This window comes from Mycoplana sp. MJR14 (assembly GCF_029210525.1).
Lineage (GTDB): Bacteria > Pseudomonadota > Alphaproteobacteria > Rhizobiales > Rhizobiaceae > Mycoplana.
Map to the genome: position 1 here is coordinate 447,481 of NZ_JARGEO010000002.1, position 14,971 is coordinate 462,451.

General features: G+C 67.8%; 16 protein-coding genes and 2 tRNA genes. 7 read left to right on the top strand and 11 right to left on the bottom strand.

Translation table 11 applies throughout. The features are described from left to right. Positions 1-135: 135 nt before the first annotated feature. The 4 genes from P0086_RS06400 to P0086_RS06415 form a co-directional block, all read right to left on the bottom strand. The gene (locus P0086_RS06400; RefSeq protein WP_275783703.1) at positions 136-1,095 is read right to left on the bottom strand and encodes a bile acid:sodium symporter family protein; all 960 of its coding nucleotides are present in this window, start codon (positions 1,093-1,095) and stop codon (positions 136-138) included. Between the two features lie 105 nt (positions 1,096-1,200). Next, on the bottom strand, positions 1,201-2,499 hold the full coding sequence (locus P0086_RS06405) for an HlyD family type I secretion periplasmic adaptor subunit (RefSeq protein ID WP_275783706.1): 1,299 nt from the start codon (positions 2,497-2,499) through the stop codon (positions 1,201-1,203). A 65-nt stretch (positions 2,500-2,564) separates the two neighbouring features. Beyond that, the gene (locus tag P0086_RS06410) at positions 2,565-4,304 is read right to left on the bottom strand and encodes a type I secretion system permease/ATPase (RefSeq protein ID WP_275783708.1); all 1,740 of its coding nucleotides are present in this window, start codon (positions 4,302-4,304) and stop codon (positions 2,565-2,567) included. A 223-nt stretch (positions 4,305-4,527) separates the two neighbouring features. Next, complete coding sequence (locus tag P0086_RS06415) at positions 4,528-5,085, bottom strand: MgtC/SapB family protein (RefSeq protein WP_112599909.1); 558 nt, start codon at positions 5,083-5,085, stop codon at positions 4,528-4,530. Between the two features lie 147 nt (positions 5,086-5,232). Between P0086_RS06415 and P0086_RS06420 the strand changes: the two genes are divergently transcribed. Then, a tRNA-Pro gene (locus tag P0086_RS06420) sits at positions 5,233-5,309 on the top strand. A gap of 207 nt (positions 5,310-5,516) precedes the next feature. On the opposite strand, the gene P0086_RS06425 is transcribed toward P0086_RS06420, so the two are convergent. The 3 genes from P0086_RS06425 to P0086_RS06435 all read right to left on the bottom strand — a co-directional run bounded on the left by P0086_RS06425 (position 5,517) and on the right by P0086_RS06435 (position 7,854). Then, positions 5,517-5,837, bottom strand: coding sequence for a hypothetical protein (locus P0086_RS06425; RefSeq protein WP_275783710.1), 321 nt, complete (start codon positions 5,835-5,837; stop codon positions 5,517-5,519). A 198-nt stretch (positions 5,838-6,035) separates the two neighbouring features. Continuing rightward, positions 6,036-7,217: a DUF3095 domain-containing protein gene (locus tag P0086_RS06430; RefSeq protein WP_148652952.1), complete on the bottom strand. Its 1,182-nt coding sequence runs from the start codon at positions 7,215-7,217 to the stop codon at positions 6,036-6,038. Positions 7,218-7,395: 178 nt separating this feature from the next. Beyond that, positions 7,396-7,854 (bottom strand): YbaK/EbsC family protein, encoded by a 459-nt coding sequence (locus P0086_RS06435; protein WP_275783714.1) that lies wholly within the window; start codon positions 7,852-7,854, stop codon positions 7,396-7,398. A gap of 210 nt (positions 7,855-8,064) precedes the next feature. Here P0086_RS06435 and P0086_RS06440 point away from each other — a divergent pair, with 210 nt between their 5' ends. The 4 genes from P0086_RS06440 to P0086_RS06455 all read left to right on the top strand — a co-directional run bounded on the left by P0086_RS06440 (position 8,065) and on the right by P0086_RS06455 (position 10,601). After that, complete coding sequence (locus P0086_RS06440; protein WP_112611408.1) at positions 8,065-8,535, top strand: nucleoside deaminase; 471 nt, start codon at positions 8,065-8,067, stop codon at positions 8,533-8,535. A 277-nt stretch (positions 8,536-8,812) separates the two neighbouring features. Then, positions 8,813-9,160, top strand: coding sequence for a hypothetical protein (locus P0086_RS06445; protein WP_112599914.1), 348 nt, complete (start codon positions 8,813-8,815; stop codon positions 9,158-9,160). A gap of 173 nt (positions 9,161-9,333) precedes the next feature. Further along, the gene (locus tag P0086_RS06450) at positions 9,334-10,083 is read left to right on the top strand and encodes a class I SAM-dependent methyltransferase (protein WP_275783717.1); all 750 of its coding nucleotides are present in this window, start codon (positions 9,334-9,336) and stop codon (positions 10,081-10,083) included. A 188-nt stretch (positions 10,084-10,271) separates the two neighbouring features. Beyond that, entirely contained in the window at positions 10,272-10,601 is a 330-nt protein-coding gene (locus tag P0086_RS06455) for a succinoglycan biosynthesis protein exoi (protein WP_275783719.1), read from the top strand. Positions 10,602-10,795: 194 nt separating this feature from the next. Here the strand turns inward: P0086_RS06455 and P0086_RS06460 are convergent, their stop codons facing one another. The 3 genes from P0086_RS06460 to P0086_RS06470 all read right to left on the bottom strand — a co-directional run bounded on the left by P0086_RS06460 (position 10,796) and on the right by P0086_RS06470 (position 12,044). After that, positions 10,796-11,197: a DUF1398 domain-containing protein gene (locus P0086_RS06460; protein WP_275783722.1), complete on the bottom strand. Its 402-nt coding sequence runs from the start codon at positions 11,195-11,197 to the stop codon at positions 10,796-10,798. Between the two features lie 165 nt (positions 11,198-11,362). Continuing rightward, positions 11,363-11,824, bottom strand: coding sequence for a MarR family transcriptional regulator (locus tag P0086_RS06465; protein ID WP_275783724.1), 462 nt, complete (start codon positions 11,822-11,824; stop codon positions 11,363-11,365). Positions 11,825-11,969: 145 nt separating this feature from the next. Beyond that, a tRNA-Gln gene (locus P0086_RS06470) sits at positions 11,970-12,044 on the bottom strand. 318 nt (positions 12,045-12,362) lie between these two features. Between P0086_RS06470 and P0086_RS06475 the strand changes: the two genes are divergently transcribed. Together P0086_RS06475 and P0086_RS06480 are read left to right on the top strand one after the other, a co-directional pair. Next, positions 12,363-12,659, top strand: coding sequence for a cupin (locus tag P0086_RS06475; protein ID WP_112600344.1), 297 nt, complete (start codon positions 12,363-12,365; stop codon positions 12,657-12,659). A gap of 312 nt (positions 12,660-12,971) precedes the next feature. Next, positions 12,972-13,898, top strand: coding sequence for an MBL fold metallo-hydrolase (locus P0086_RS06480; RefSeq protein ID WP_275783727.1), 927 nt, complete (start codon positions 12,972-12,974; stop codon positions 13,896-13,898). Positions 13,899-13,928: 30 nt separating this feature from the next. Here the strand turns inward: P0086_RS06480 and P0086_RS06485 are convergent, their stop codons facing one another. Then, positions 13,929-14,828, bottom strand: coding sequence for a DUF1499 domain-containing protein (locus P0086_RS06485; protein WP_112600336.1), 900 nt, complete (start codon positions 14,826-14,828; stop codon positions 13,929-13,931). Positions 14,829-14,971 lie beyond the last annotated feature (143 nt).

Sequence of the window (14,971 nt, forward strand, 5' to 3'; positions counted from 1 at the left end):
GAATGGACGGCGGGGCGATTTGTTCCGCAGGGCCCTGCTTCCGGCCGGTCGGAGTGAACGGAAAGGCCCCGCGCATCGGGATGCCCGGGGCCAGGTTTCGGACGAGGCGCCTGTGCGCGCCGCACCCTATCGGCTCTAGCGCGCGACGAGGGCTTCCTCGCCCGTCTCCTCGTTCGGGACGCGGGCGAAATAGTTGGCGAGCAAGGCACCGGAAATATTGTGCCAGACGCTGAAGATGGCGCTGGGGACGGCGGCCACCGGGGAGAAATGCGCATTGGCAAGGGCCGCGCCCAGGCCGCTGTTTTGCATGCCGACCTCGATTGCGATCGCCTTGCGCTTGGCGACGGAAAGCCCGCTGAACTTCGCGGCGAGATAACCGAGCAGGTAGCCGATGCCGTTGTGCAGGACGACGACGAGGAAGATCAGGAAGCCGGTGCTGGCGATTGCCGGCTTGCTGGCGCCGACGACGGCGGCGACGATCAGGACGATGCCTGTGACGCTGACGAGCGGCAGCGCCGGGACCGCGGCGGTGACGATGCCGGGCATCAGCTTCTGCAGGGCAAAGCCCAGCGCCAGCGGCAGCAGCACGACTTTGAGGATGCTGATCAGCATCGCCATAGCGTCCACCGGAAGGTACTGGCTGGCAAAGAGCCAGACGAGGAAGGGCGTCACGAGCGGGGCTGCGAGCGTGGTGACGCTGGTGCAGGCGACGCTGAGCGCGACGTCGCCCTTCGACAGATAGGTCATGACGTTGCTGGAGGTGCCGCCCGGGCAGCAGCCGACGAGGATGACGCCGGCGGCGACTTCCGGCGACATCGGGATCACCATCGTCAGGATCACCGCGATCGCCGGCATGATGACGAACTGCGAAGCGACGCCGATGGCGACTTCGACCGGGCGGCGGGCGACCTCGCGGAAGTCGTCGAGCGACAGGGTCAGGCCCATGCCGAACATGATGATGCCGAGAAGGGTGACGATGTAGGGCGTCAGCTGCTTGAAGGTATCGGGGAGGATGAAGCCGAGGACGGCGAAGAGGATGACCCAGAGGGCGAAGGTCTTTCCGACGAAGGCGGAAAGGGATGCGATGGCTTTCACGACAATCTCCAAAACGAAAAATCCGCCCCGCAGTACGCCCGCGGGACGGAGGTTTCAATCGGAAATGTCAGATAATTTCCCGCCGGCGCTCCCCGGCGACAGAAACTAGCGCTCGCGGAAGGCCTTCGCGAAATAATCGGCAAGCGGCTTGACCAGATACTCCAGCGGCGAGCGCTCCGAGGTCTGGATGAAGGTCTCGACCGGCATGCCGGGCATGACGTGCTTGTCCTCGCCGAGCTTCAGCATCTCGCCGGCGTCCGGCTTGATCTCCGCCTGGTAGTAGGTCGCGCCGGTGCGCTGGTCCTGCAGGACGTCGGCGGCGACCTTCGTCACATGGCCGAAGATTTCCGGCGTCGAGCGGTGGTCGAAGGCGCCGAAGCGGATGTGGGCCACCTGGCCGACATGCACCTGGTCGATCTGGGTGGGCGAGATCTGCGTCTTGATGACGAGGTCGTTCTCCTGCGGAATGATGAACATCAAGGGATCGGCCGGCTTGATGACCGAGCGCAGCGCATGCACCTGCATGCCGAGCACGACCCCCGGAACCGGGGCGGTGATGTCCATGCGGCTCAGCGTCTCGTGCTTGGCGGTGCGGTTTTCCTTCAGTTCGGCGATCTTCGCCTCGATCTCGCGCAGCGACGTCGTCGCCTCCTCGCGCATGTCGGAATCGACGTTGAGGATCGCAAGCTCGATCTCGGCGACCTTGCCGGCGTTCTCGGCGATGCTCGACTTGGCCTGGCTGATCGTGCCGGTGATCTCGGCCTCCTCGCGCTGCAGCTGCAGCACGCGGCTGGCATTGGTCAGCGACTGCTTCAGGAGCTTGTTCTGCGCCTCGAGTTCCTGGCTGATCAGCCGGAGCTGCGTCTGAAGCGCGGCGATGCGGCTGTCCAGACCCTCGTTCTGCTTGGCGATCTGGTTCTTGCGCTCGGTCAGCTGGCCGATCTGCTTGTCGCGGGTCTCGCGGCGGGCCTGCATCAGCCGGGTCTGGCCGTCGATGATCTCGGCCACTTCCGGATCGGACTTGGCGCGCTCGATCATCTCGGGATCGAAGCGGATCTCCGGCTTCTCGTCCTGCTCGGCGATCAGGCGCGCGGCCGTGCCCATCAGGCTGTAGAGCTGGCTTTCGATCACGGCCAGCTCGGACCGGTCGAAGGTGTCGTCGAGGCGCATCAGCACGTCGCCGGCCTTCACCCGGTCGCCTTCGTGAACGTTGATCTTGCCGACGACGCCGCCCGTCAGGTGCTGCACGACCTGGCGGTTGCTCGCCACTTCGATGATGCCGCTGGCCACGACCGCACCGTTGATCCGGGTCAGGGCCGCCCAGGCCGCCATGCCGCCGAGCAGCAGGAAGACCGTGGTGTAGCCGATGAGAGCGTAGTTGCGACCGCTCCAAGTCTTGTTCATGGTATCCATTTCCGTTCCGTCTGGCCCATTCGTCTGGCCTGTTCCGTCCGATGCCGTCAGGCGTCCTACTTGTTGCTGCCGCCGGTGCCGGTGCCGGGGACGACCTGGGCATGGTTGCGCAGGTGCGCGCGCAGCACTTCGTCACGCGGGCCGAAGGCGAGGCGCTGACCGTTCTCCAGGATGAGGATCAGGTCGCATTCCTCGATGGCGGCCGGGCGGTGCGCCATGATGACGACGGACTTGCCCTCGGCCTTGAGGTTGCGGATGGCAAGGTTCAGCGCCATCGAGCCCTCGGCATCGAGGTTGGAGTTCGGCTCGTCGAGCACCACCAGCACGGGATCGCCGAAGAGGGCGCGGGCAAGGCCGATGCGCTGCTTCTGGCCGCCCGAGAGCCGGCCGCCGCTCGCCGGCAGGCGGGTGTCGTAGCCGTCCGGCAGGCGCAGGATCATGTCATGGGCGCCGGCCTTCTTGGCGGCGGCCACGACCTTCTCCGCGTCGGGATTGACCTGCATGCGGGCGATGTTCTCGGCCACCGTGCCTTCGAACAGCACGACGTCCTGCGGCAGGTAGCCGACGTGGTCGGCAAGGCCGTCGAAGCCGTACTGCTCCAGCGAGGCGCCGTCGAGGCGGGCGTTGCCGCCGGCCGGCGGCCAGATGCCGGTGAGGATGCGGGCGAGCGTCGACTTGCCCGACGCGCTCTGGCCGATGACGCCGAGCGCCTGGCCGGGGCCGAGGTCGAAGCTGAGCATGCGCAGGGTCGCGACCTTCTCGCCGGGCGGGATGGCAGTGACCTGGTTGACCTCGAGGATCGCACGCGGCTTGGGCAGCGCCGTGCGGTTCTCCTCTTCCGGCACCTTCGACAGCAGCTCCGAAAGCTGCCGCCAGCCCTGGAAGGCGCGCTGGACGAGCGCCCACTGGCCGATGGCGCCCTCGATCGGGGCGAGCGCGCGGCCGATGATGATCGAGCTTGCGATCATGGCGCCGGCGGAGATCTCGTTCTGCAGCACCAGATAGGCGCCGAGCGCAAGGATGGCCGACTGCAGGAAGACGCGGAAGGTCTTCGAGGAGATCGCGTAGAAGCCGTTGCTGTCGCTGTAGCGGATATTGGCCTCGAGCGCGCGGTCGCGCAGCACCTGCCAGCGGGCGGCCACCGAGCGGCGCATGCCGAGCGCGCGCACCGTGTCGCTTTCCTTCTGCAGCGTCTGGGTCATCTCGTCGCTCTGGCGGCCGGCCACCATGGCGCGCTCCTGGTCGCCCTTGGTGCCGTTCTGGTTCAGCCAGGTGAGCGCCACGAGCACGAGGCCGCCGGCGACGCCGAGAATGCCCATCCAGGGATGGAACATGAAGATGACGAAGAGGAAGAACGGCGTCCAGGGAATGTCGAAGACGGTGAAGACGGCCGGCGACGACAGCGCCTTCTGGATGGCGTCGAGGTCGCGCATGCCGGTCAGCGTCGAGATGCCGCGGGCGTTGAGGCCGGTTCGGTCGAGCACGGCGTTGAACACGCGCTTGTCGAACTTGGCCTGGAACCTCGCGCCGACGCGGGCGGCAAGCCGGGAGCGGATGTGGTCGAGCACGCCCATGATGGCAAAGAGGCCGACGATCAGGCCCGTCAGCGCCACGAGCGTCGCTTCAGACCGCGACGCGAGCACGCGATCGTAGATCTGGAGCATGAACAGCGGTCCGGTCAGGACCAGGAGATTGACGAAGAAGCTGAACAGCCCCATCGCGAGAAACGCCTGGGCGCTCTCCTTCAGTGCGGCGCGAAGTTCGTCCGCACCGGCATTGCCAGCAGAAATTGCCACGTTTTGCCCTCTTTCCACCGATAGTCGGCATCGACATCAAAACACGAAAAACCTGCCATGTCGGTCCGTCGGGGCGGCCGCAGACAAAGGCAGGTGTGTCGTCTCAGAGTAAAGACGATATACGATCGGTATTATTCACAAATCAATAGTACAAAATGGCGGCAAGAGGGCATTTTAGAGACATCTAAAGCAAAATTCTACCATGTCGTTCAATTCGGCACGGCTAAACCCGTTTTGCCTCGTCCGTCGTGGAAATGCGATCCTGTGCCGCCGGTTGCGCGCCGGCCTCGTCCCCTGCCCCTTCCTGCGTCTGTGCATCGTCCGCTACCAGCCGCCCAAGTATATTGAGAACAGCAAGACAGGCAAGGGTTGAGAAGGCGGCGATCGCCCAGTATCCGAGCCCGACCGACAGGCCGACGCCGCCGGAAAGCCACATGCCGGCGCCGGTCGTCAGGTTCCTCACCTTGCCCTGCGAGAAGATGATCATGCCGGCGGCAAGAAAAGCCACGCCCGACGTCACCGCCTCGACGACGCGCAGCGGATCGATGCGCACCTGCTCGTCGTCAAGATGCTGCAGGTGCACCATCTCCACCGAGATGACGGCGATCACGGCGGCGGCGAGGCTGACAAGGATATGGGTGCGCAGCCCGGCGGGGTGATTGCGCGTTTCCCGCTCGAGACCGATGAGGGCGCCGAACAGGACGGCGCCGGTCAGCCGGGCGATGATGACCGACAGCGGCAACTCGGTCGTCATGAAGATGTCGTCGAAGATCGCTTGCATTGCCGCCAAACGCACGTGCGCGACGGAAGTTCCGGCGGAAGCCGCCTCGGATCCCCTCCCCGGCCGCGGGCTGTGGGCACACGAATTTTTTTGTTTTTTTCCGCTTGTCGAAACCAAAACCCTGTTCTATACGGACGCCGCTGGTCACGGAGTGTAGCGCAGCCTGGTAGCGCACCTCGTTCGGGACGAGGGGGTCGAGTGTTCGAATCACTCCACTCCGACCAGCCGAAAAGCCCGGTCATCCGGGCTTTTTTCGTTTCTGCAGCCATGCGGCACGGCTAGTCGCCCGCGCCGCGGATGCAGAAGGCGCCTGCGAGCAGGAGCAGGGCGGCGCATTGCATGAGAAACATCGGCAGTTCAGGTGACATGGCGCGATCCTCTTTTGACAAGAGGTGGGGCAGTCGCGCCGCTCTTCAATCACCCCTCACCGATCATTGACCGAAATCCGGCACATAGAGGCACTGAGTCCTGCCCTTGGGCCCGAAATTGCCGAGGCCGGCGCAGCGATGGAAGCGGCCGTCCGGGGAGTGCTTGATCGGCCAGCTGTCATAGCCGATGACCTCGCCGGTGGTGCGCACCCGCCAGCCCTCCTTCGTCGCCATGATCTCCTCGTCGGGGACGGGCATGCAATCGCGGTTGGAACAGCATTCCAGATCGTAGAAGCTGTGCGCCCTGGCGGGCCGCGGGTTGCCGGACGCCATGGTCCCGCCGACCACGACAACGAACACGAGAAAAGGGCGTACCAATCGCATGCGTCCTCCTCCTGAGGCCCGGCCTCCGGTCGGCTGCGGCACCCTCTGGCGGCGGCTCTGCGCCCGTCGCGCCCCTGGCACCCTTCCCGAAACCGGTTCCTGAATTCGGGCGACTGCCTCCAGCATGCTTGCTGATCTTGGCAAGATCGCGCCCGGTTGCGGCGACGGCGACATTTTTCGAGCGGGGAGCGCGGACGCCTAGCTTACGGCCGCGGCGGCATCGGGGCGCCGCATCGCGCTCTTCAGCCGGCTGGCTGCGAGCGCATAGCCGCCGGCGGCGCCGTCGATGAAGTGGACATGATCGCGTGCGAGCGGGGTGGGCACGACGCAGGTCATCAGCGCCGAGGCCTGGCGGTGCAGGCCATAGTGGCAGATGCCGGCCTGGCGCGCCGCTTCCAGCCGCGCCTCGATCGCCTCGATCCGCTGCTCCTCCAGGTCGAGCGTCATCTTCAACCCGTCGTCGAACTTGCGGAAATCGGAGTTGGCGACGATGTCGTCGCGATAGCGGTGCGGGTCGAAGCGGCCGAGGGTGAGGCCGAAGGCGGTCAGAAGCCGCATCAGCACATATTGCGCGGCGATGAAGAGCTTGCGCCGAAAGCGCCGGCCGCGCGGTACCGCCGCCCGCGCCTCCATGTCGAGCGACGCCCGGCTGATGCCGAGATGGAGGCCTTCCACCTCGATCGGCCGGCCGCCGCGCACCTCGCGGGCGGCGAGCGCCACGACATCGGCGATCAGCGCCCGGAAGGCCGCCTCGGAGGCCCCCTCGGCGGGAACGGCGATGATCGACACGATTTCGCCGTGACGGGCGGCGATCGGGTTCCAGCGGCAGGACAGGCCGACAAGGTCCGGCCGCGTGCCGGGCGGTGCCGTCGGATTGGCGTCGAGGCCCGCCTTCATGCGCCGTTCCGCCCAGGCCGCGCCGCCGCCGGCGAACATCGCATAGGAGACGAGGTCGCTTGCGGCATAGCGCGCCACCAGCACGTCCTGCCCGGCGGCGCGCACCGTCGCGATCGGCACGACCGCGCCGCGCATCTGGAAGCCGAGCTCCTCGAGCGACCAGCGCTGCACCGCCGACAGCCCTCGTCTCGCCGCCTCGGCGAGGCTCGGCGGCACGGCGACCATCGCCCCGTCGCCGCCGAAGACATAGGGCAGGTCGTGCCGGCCGGTGGCGTTCAGGACGCCGGAAATGACGCTGGCGCCGGCCATGTTGACGGCCTTGTAGCGGCCCGCCTCGATCGCGCCGGTGGAATCGACGATATCGGCCAGGACCAGCACCCAGCCGTCCGGCAGGGGATGATAGTTGCGCACATCCGCCACGGCCTCGAAGTCCGAAAAGCTCGGGAGGTTGCGGAAGAAGTCGTCGCTGCTGCCGTCGGCCATGGGATCAGCCTACCATAGGTGAGTGCGGGGGCGTTGCGCCGAATTGCCATATAGCAAGTCTCGACGACGGAACCCATAGGTTCCGAGGGTTCTGTCACCGCGCGCCTTGGTATTATATCACCTGCCGTTCCGGACGATTGCGCCAGGCCCTTGTCGGGCCCTTGTCAGACCTTTGTCGTCACTGGCAGACATCGACCCAGGTACCGCCGACCAGCTGCACCATCTTCTCGGTGGGGATGCGGACGGCGGCATTGGTGGCGCCGGCGGCGGGCACGACCTCGTCGAACGGCTTCAGCGACACGTCGCAATAGACCGGCACTGCGGAGGGAAGGCCGAACGGGCAGACGCCGCCGACGGGATGGCTGGTGACCTGCACCACCTGCTCGGCATCGAGCATGCGCGCCTTGCCGCCGAAGCGATCCTTGAACTTGCGATTGTCGAGGCGGGCGGTGCCGCTGGCGACGATCAGCATCGTCTCCTCGCCGACGCGCAGGCAGATGGTCTTGGCGATCTGCTCGGGCGCCACGCCATGCGCCGCGGCGGCGAGCGCCACGGTCGCCGAGCTTTCCTCGGTCTGGAGGATTTCGATCTCGGGCGCGTGCGCCTGGAAGAACTTGCGGACGGATTCGAGTGTCATGGCGCCTATGGATAGCGAGGCCGGAACGCCGAGGCAAGCGCCGGCAACCGGCGCGCGCGACTGCCGGCGGCCTCGTCGCCGAGCACTCCGGCCGACCCCGCCGGCGCGCATGAGACCATGGCTGGACAACTCCCGGGCGCTCCCGGAATATGGATGCCGGGCGAAGGGCCTTTGCGCGGGCATGCGGATGGACAGCCCAGGGAGACCGCCATGAAGAGCGATACAGACTATCTGCGTCTCGCCGTAGACATCGCCGCTGCGAGCCGGGCCGGCGGCAATCATCCCTTCGGGGCGCTGCTGGTCGGGCCGGAGGGCGAAGTGCTTCTGTCATCGGGCAACACCTACGCGCAGGACCGCGGCGTCGGCCACGCCGAGGCCAACGTGGCGCGTGCCGCCGCACGGCAGTACGACCCGGCCTTTCTCGCACGATGCACGCTGGTGACCTCGGTCGAGCCCTGCTGCATGTGCGCCGGGGCCAGCTACTGGGCCGGGATCGGCACCGTGGTCTACGGTCTCAGCGAAAGGCGCCTGGCCGAACTGACCGGGGACAACCCGGAGAACCTGACCCTCGACCTGAGCTGCCGGCAGGTGTTTTCCGCCGGGCGGCGCCCTGTGGCGGTCCGTGGCCCGTTCCCTGAACTCGAAGAGGCGATCGCGGACGGCCACAAGGATTTCTGGTGACGGCCCCCGCATAGCGCCGCTTTAGCGGCCGCGCCTCTGCCGAGGCCCGGCTCCGGCCCAGGGGCAAGACTGCCGCCCGTCCTCCTGCGCGACAGGCGCCGTCGTCGCAACCTGCGGCACCGGGGCCAAAGTGTTGCAATTCGGTCAAACTTGAAGGCGCGGTGAGGTGGACAAAGCTTCCCGGCGCAAGAAGCGATTCCCCTTGACCGAGGCCTGCGCTAGAGCACGGACCGCGCTCCCAAGAGCCTTCGCCCGCACCACGCCCAAGGATTTGGCCATGACCTTCCGCTTCGCCCTTCTGGCAGGCCTCGCGCTTGCCGTCACCGGTTGCACCTCCGTCGCGCCGTCGGCGCCGACCACGCCGCTCGAAAGCCGCTGGATCGGCCACACCGCCGGCGAATTCTTCGCCGCCTACGGTCCGCCGATCAACGACGTCGCCGGCTCGAACGGCCTGACCCTCTATTCCTGGCGCGGTGGCTTCATCAACCGCAGGGCCTGCCAGGTCGAGCTCGGCGTCAGCGAGGACTACCGCATCCGCAAGATCCGCACCGTCGTCGACCGCAAGGACCCGAAGGGCGGCCCCTCGCATTGTGAGCGGGTGCTGGACGCGGCCCCCAAGGCCTGATCGGGTGGCCTGATCGGCCCGGTCGTTTGCCCGATCGAACCGCTCGCTCGATCGTCGGGGCCGGGGGCACACCCCGGCCTGCGCTTTTTCCCGCCGGCATCGATGCCGGGCCCATCCCCTCCCCTGCCCTCGCGCCGGCGCGGGCGGGGCAGCCTGAAAGAGGAGACAGCCGCATGCCCGCCTTCGATCGCCTCTTCGACGATGCGGCCCTTGCCGGCTTCTACGACCTGGAGAACGGCTGGGGCGCCGATCTCGACTTCTGCAGCACGCTTGCGGCCGATGCCTTATCGGTGCTGGACCTCGGCTGCGGCACCGGCGAACTGGCCATTGCGCTCGGCGGCGGCCGGCGTGTCGTCGGCGTGGACCCGGCAACCGCCATGCTCGACATCGCCCGCGCCAAGCCGGGCGCTGCGGCGGTCCGCTTCATCGAGGGCGACGCCCGCGCGATCCGCCTCGGCGAGACGTTCGATCTCGTTGTCATGACCGGCCACGCCTTCCAGGTCTTCCTCACCGAGGCCGACCAGCGCGCGGCACTGGCCACCATCGCCGCCCATCTGTCGCCGGAAGGCCGCTTCGTCTTCGACAGCCGCAATCCCGCCGCCCGCGAATGGGAGGAATGGGTGCCGCAGGCCTCCGAACGCGTGCTCGTCCATGAAAGCCTCGGACGGGTGACCGCCTGGAACGACGTGGCCTACGACGGGGCGACCGGCATCGCCACCTACGAGACGCACTATCGCATCGCAGCGGACGGCCGGCAGCTGTCGGCAACCTCGCAGATCCTGTTCACGCCGAAGGACGGGCTCGAGGCGCTGCTTGCGGCAGCCGGGCTCGCGGCTTCCCGCTGGGCGGGCGACTGGCAGGGCGGAGAATGGCATCCGGCCGCGCCCGAGATCATCCCCATCGGCGGCCTCGCCCGGCGCTGAGAGCGGGCGATGGGACGGCGAGAGGCCGGCAACAGCTATCGGCGGCAACGGCCGCGCCGGCCGGCGGCCATCCGGCTCGCGCTAACCGATCGTTAAAATTTTAGAATATCCTTTTATTCTGCAATAACAGCGTTTCTTAAGCCGGCGGCAACGGGTGGGCGCGATCATGGCGCCATGCTGGAGGGCGTATGATGCACCCGAAATTTGCCGAGCATAGGCAGGACGACCGGCGTCGTAACCTGCCGCTTGTGTCAGCCATTCCGGGCCTGATCTGTGTCGGGCTCGTGTTCTTCATCTTCGACATGCTGAGCGGCGCCGGGCTGGTCGCCGCCTTCGGCGCGGCCGTGGCCGACTGCCAGATCAAGGGCAATATCGACCTCGTCGACGGCACCCGCGCCTACTATCTGCCCGGGCAGGACCGCTACGGCGCGATCCGCATCCATCCCGCCGACGGCGAGCGCTGGTTCTGCAGCGAGGAACAGGCCGTGGCCGCGGGCTGGCACAGGGCGCTGCGCTGAGGGGGGACCTGAGGGCTGGCCTGAGTGCGGGCCTGAGGGGCTGCCCACTGACCTGCCGCGCCGGGAGCCGGCCGGCGGCGGAGCCTGCAGATGGCCTTGGTGGATCGCGGGACGGCATGCCTTGCCGGCGGCCGGCGGCCGTCCGCGCTCCTGCCCCTGTCCCTGTCCCTGTCCCTGGCCGCTCCCCGCCTGCGTCAGGTCGGAAAATGCTCGACATGGATCTCCCCCGTCCGGCCGAAATAGACGACACGGCGGCCCGGGAAGGAGACGAGGTAGCCGGCGCAGCCGTGTGCCTTCACCCTGGTGCAGAAGCCCCTGTAGGTGTAGTCCGGCGCGTTTTCCTGCGCCCGCCGCACCTCCGCCGCGACGCCGGCCGCGTCGAAGGCGGCTGCGAGGCTGCCATCGGTCGGTTCGTTGCCGAGGACGACGCTTGCGTCATCCGGCAGATAGTAGGTGGTGGTGGCGCTGCGGTAGTCGACGAAATACCCATCGAAGCCGGCGGCCATCAGCGTGGCGACGATTTCGGGGAAGGTCATCCTACCCGAATAGGCGCCGGCGCGGCACCTTTCGGCAATGGTTCGCAGTTGCGCGTCCATGGCGCACTCCTTTCCTCTCACCCGGTGTTGTCGTTCATCGTGCGCTGCGCTGGGGCGCGGCCCCGAGCGCCCGTCGCGCCAAACCGGGTTCCGGCGACGCGCTTCAGCCCCGGTTTCCCGCCTGTCGGCGGCGGCTGACCGCTGCAGACGTTTGCGCGACAGGTGTCAGTCGGTCGTCACTACCGGCAATCCCCGTTCGGAGACGATCTTCCGCAGCAGTCTGTCGAGCTCGCGGCGCTCGTCCTCCTCGAGCACGCCGAAGAATTCGACGTCGTTGCGGTCGGCGAGCGCGGCCAGCACCGGCACCCGCGCCCGCCCCGCAGGCCGCAAGGCGAGCGTCTGGGCGCGCCCGTCGGACAGGCTCGCCCGGCGCTCGACCAGATCCTTGGCCACCAGCCGATCGGCAAGCTTCGAGATCGCCCCCCGCGTCATGCCCATCGCGCCCGCGAGTTCGGACGGCGAAACCGCCTCGAAATCGAAGAGCATGCGCAGGAACACCCATTCCGCCACCGTCACCCCCTCCTCCTCGAGCTTCCGCGCGAACCCTTGCGAGACACTGTTCGAGACCGCCCGGAGCCAGTAGCCCAGGTGGGTGTCGAGGGAGGATATGGTTGCTGTGTCGGTCATGGCGGCTCGCGTTTGTTGACTAGGAAACTATAGGGGTTTTGTTTCCTAGTCAATCAAAATAATCGCCAGAATGAGTTGTGACCGGACCAGGCCGCACGAAGCGATCGGCGGCCGGCGCCGTACCGTTCAGGATGGATTGATGAAATGGCTGGGGCGCCAGGATTCGAACCTGGGAATGCCGGTACCAAAAACCGGTGCCTTACCGCTTGGCGACGCCCCAATGCCGGGTCGAAGCGGCGGCTTGCCGCTTCGCGGGATGGCGCCTGATAGCAAAGCTGCGGCGAGCGGGCAATCACCATCGGGGGAATTTTCGTCGCTGCAGGCAATGCCCCCGCAGGCTTCGCGACGTCGCTGCCGGAAAGGCGGGAGGATCTGGCCGGGCGGCGGGTGGCCGGGGCGGCGGCCCGGGCGGCCGGCGGCGGGCGTGCGGGGAGCGGGTGACAGGCAGCGGACGATGGGCGGCGCGTTTCCCCTTTTCCTTTGCGTGGCGGCGGGCGGGGCGATAACAATGGCCGGGCACGTGCAACAGGATCCGTTCATGCCCGGCTATTCCGCCCGCCCGCCTGCCCTTTCGACCGTTCTGCTCGACGATGCCGTCGTGCGCATCACCCGCTGGGACTTCTTGCCCGGTGCGGCCACCGGCCACCACGTGCACGGGCTCGGCTATGTGGTGGTGCCGATGACCGACTGCCACTTCCTGATCGAGGACCGGGAGGGCGAACGGCGGGTGACGAGCAAGGCGGGCGCGGTCTACCGGCGCGAGGCCGGCGTGGCCCACAACGTCGTCAACGGCGGCAGCGAGCCGATGAGCTTCATCGAGATCGAATACAAGTGAGAAGGCCCGCAAGCGGGGCCGGCAGGCGGGGCGGCAACTGGGCCAGAAACCGGGCCAGAACCGGGTCTGGAACCGGGTCTGCAACCGGGTCCGCAACCGGGCCGGCGATGCGGGGTGCTTTGACGGCCTTGCGACCATCGGCCCGAGACACTGGTCCGGAAGCCGGGCCTGAGCGACGGGCCCGCGACCGGCCGGAGAGACCGGCCAGAGAAGCGGACCTGCGAATACCGGAACGACACCGGCCCGGGAGACCGGCCTGTGAGGCGGGCCTGAGAAACCGGACCGCGAGCGGAAAGCGAGGATGAGAGACAGGTGACAGACGCAAACAGGGAACAGGTGCCGGCCTTCGATCTTGCCTTCCAGCCCGCCCATGGCGAGGCGGTGCCGGTGGCCGAGCGCGTGCAGCGCATCACGGTGAACAACCCCGGCCCCTTCACCTTCCATGGCACCAACAGCTACATCGTCGGCGACCGGTCGGTGGCGGTGATCGACCCCGGCCCGGAGGACGAGGCGCATTTCCGGGCGCTGATGGCGGCGCTGAAAGGGCGGGAGGTCACCCATATCGCCGTCAGCCACACCCACCGCGACCACTCGCCGCTCGCCCGGCGGCTGAAGGCGGAGACCGGAGCGGTGATCGTCGCCGAGGGGCCGCACCGCTCGTCGCGGCCGCTGCACGCCGGCGAGACCAATCCGTTCTCGGAGAGCTCCGACACCGCGTTCGTGCCGGATGTCGCGCTCTCCCACGGCGCGCGGATCGACGGCGACGGCTGGTCGCTGACGGCGCTCCTGACCCCCGGGCACACGGCCAACCATGCGGCCTTTGCGCTCGACGGCACCGGCATTCTCTTTTCGGCCGACCACGTGATGGCCTGGGCGACGACGATCGTCGCGCCGCCGGACGGGTCGATGGCCGAGTACATGGCCTCGCTGGACATGCTGATGCAGCGCGACGACCGGCTCTATCTGCCCGGCCACGGCGGCCCCGTCGGCGATCCGGCCGCCTTCCTGCGCGGCCTGAAGATCCACCGCAAGATGCGCGAATATGCGGTGAAGGAGCGCATCCGCAAGGGCGACAGGCAGATCGCCGACATGGTCAAGGTGATCTACAAGGATACCGACCCGCGCCTGCACGGTGCTGCGGCGCTGTCGGTGCTGGCGCATCTGGAGGATCTGGTCGAGCGCGGAGAGGTCGTAACCGACGGCCCGCCGCTGTTGAAGGGGATCTACCTGCCGGCCTGACGCTGTCCGCGACGGCTCTGAAATGCGGCGTCAGTTGCCGGCGATCCCCAGGAGTTCGGCATCGAGCGCCTTCAGGTAGCGCTCGGCGAAGGCGGCGCCGAGGCCGAGGTCGTGCGGGCCGTAGCGCGAGGCGACGCGCATGTCGACCAGCGCCGTCTCCGCCTCTTCGCGCAATCGGATGGAGACGTCGAAGCGGAAGCCGAAGACGAGCGAGCGCCACTCGCCCTGCAGCAGCACGTCGCTCGGCCCGCCGACCCGCGGCAGGAAGCCTTCCTCGAGCGGACGGGCGGAGGGGACCGGGACCACGGTGATCGCGCTCTCGCCGCTGGTGTCGTCCGGCTTCACCGCCAGGTCCTCGAGGTCGGAGATGACGTTTTCCAGCCCCGCCTCCTCGGAGAAGACGATGCCCTGTTCGTCGGCCACCTTGCGCACGCCCTCGAGCACCCGGTCGAGCGCGCCCTCGTAGCGCCGCCCGGTGAGCTCGGGATAGGCTTCCGCCTGGATCTCGCGGTCCCTGAGCGTCACCGGCGGCCGCTCGAGGAAATCCTGGCGGGCGACGGGCACCTTCAGCCATGGCGGCGAGGAAAACGGATCCGTCGTCACGTCGTAGATCATCGGCCGGGTGAGATAGGCATGGGCCGCATAGCCCGCGACGACGAGCGGCGGGGCGGCGAGGAGAAGCGCCACGAAGGCGGCCTTGCCGCCGCGCGCGCCCACCTGCCAGAGGCGGATGAAGCCGATGCCCGCCAGCACCACCGCCAGCAGCGAAAGGGCGGCACCGGTGCCGGCGAGCACCAGGAAATGCGGCGTCGTCAGCGGCCCGAAGCGATGGGAAACGGCGGCGGCGATGAAGACGACCAGCCCGAGCCAGGCGAGACGCCGCGCCCAATGGGCGGAATGGGAATAGGGGCGCTCATATCGAATGGCCATTGCCATCGGGCCGAACCTCGCTGCCAGTCTCAGCGCCGGTCCCGCAAGGACCAGGCGCGCTTCCGATTGTCAAAGCAGGATACGCGCTGGCGCCCGCATCCTCAAATCCCCAATAGCAGCGCAGGTCGAAAGGAACCATCCGC

What these genes read in the sequence shown, in the direction of transcription:
- P0086_RS06485 (WP_112600336.1), bottom strand. Translation starts at nt 14,828, where the DNA reads ATGGCCATTCGATATGAGCGCCCCTATTCCCATTCCGCCCATTGGGCG.
- P0086_RS06450 (WP_275783717.1), top strand. Translation starts at nt 9,334, where the DNA reads ATGCCCGCCTTCGATCGCCTCTTCGACGATGCGGCCCTTGCCGGCTTC.
- P0086_RS06405 (WP_275783706.1), bottom strand. Translation starts at nt 2,499, where the DNA reads ATGAACAAGACTTGGAGCGGTCGCAACTACGCTCTCATCGGCTACACC.
- P0086_RS06415 (WP_112599909.1), bottom strand. Translation starts at nt 5,085, where the DNA reads ATGCAAGCGATCTTCGACGACATCTTCATGACGACCGAGTTGCCGCTG.
- P0086_RS06430 (WP_148652952.1), bottom strand. Translation starts at nt 7,217, where the DNA reads ATGGCCGACGGCAGCAGCGACGACTTCTTCCGCAACCTCCCGAGCTTT.
- P0086_RS06460 (WP_275783722.1), bottom strand. Translation starts at nt 11,197, where the DNA reads ATGGACGCGCAACTGCGAACCATTGCCGAAAGGTGCCGCGCCGGCGCC.
- P0086_RS06475 (WP_112600344.1), top strand. Translation starts at nt 12,363, where the DNA reads ATGCCCGGCTATTCCGCCCGCCCGCCTGCCCTTTCGACCGTTCTGCTC.
- P0086_RS06465 (WP_275783724.1), bottom strand. Translation starts at nt 11,824, where the DNA reads ATGACCGACACAGCAACCATATCCTCCCTCGACACCCACCTGGGCTAC.
- P0086_RS06425 (WP_275783710.1), bottom strand. Translation starts at nt 5,837, where the DNA reads ATGCGATTGGTACGCCCTTTTCTCGTGTTCGTTGTCGTGGTCGGCGGG.
- P0086_RS06445 (WP_112599914.1), top strand. Translation starts at nt 8,813, where the DNA reads ATGACCTTCCGCTTCGCCCTTCTGGCAGGCCTCGCGCTTGCCGTCACC.
- P0086_RS06435 (WP_275783714.1), bottom strand. Translation starts at nt 7,854, where the DNA reads ATGACACTCGAATCCGTCCGCAAGTTCTTCCAGGCGCACGCGCCCGAG.
- P0086_RS06455 (WP_275783719.1), top strand. Translation starts at nt 10,272, where the DNA reads ATGATGCACCCGAAATTTGCCGAGCATAGGCAGGACGACCGGCGTCGT.
- P0086_RS06440 (WP_112611408.1), top strand. Translation starts at nt 8,065, where the DNA reads ATGAAGAGCGATACAGACTATCTGCGTCTCGCCGTAGACATCGCCGCT.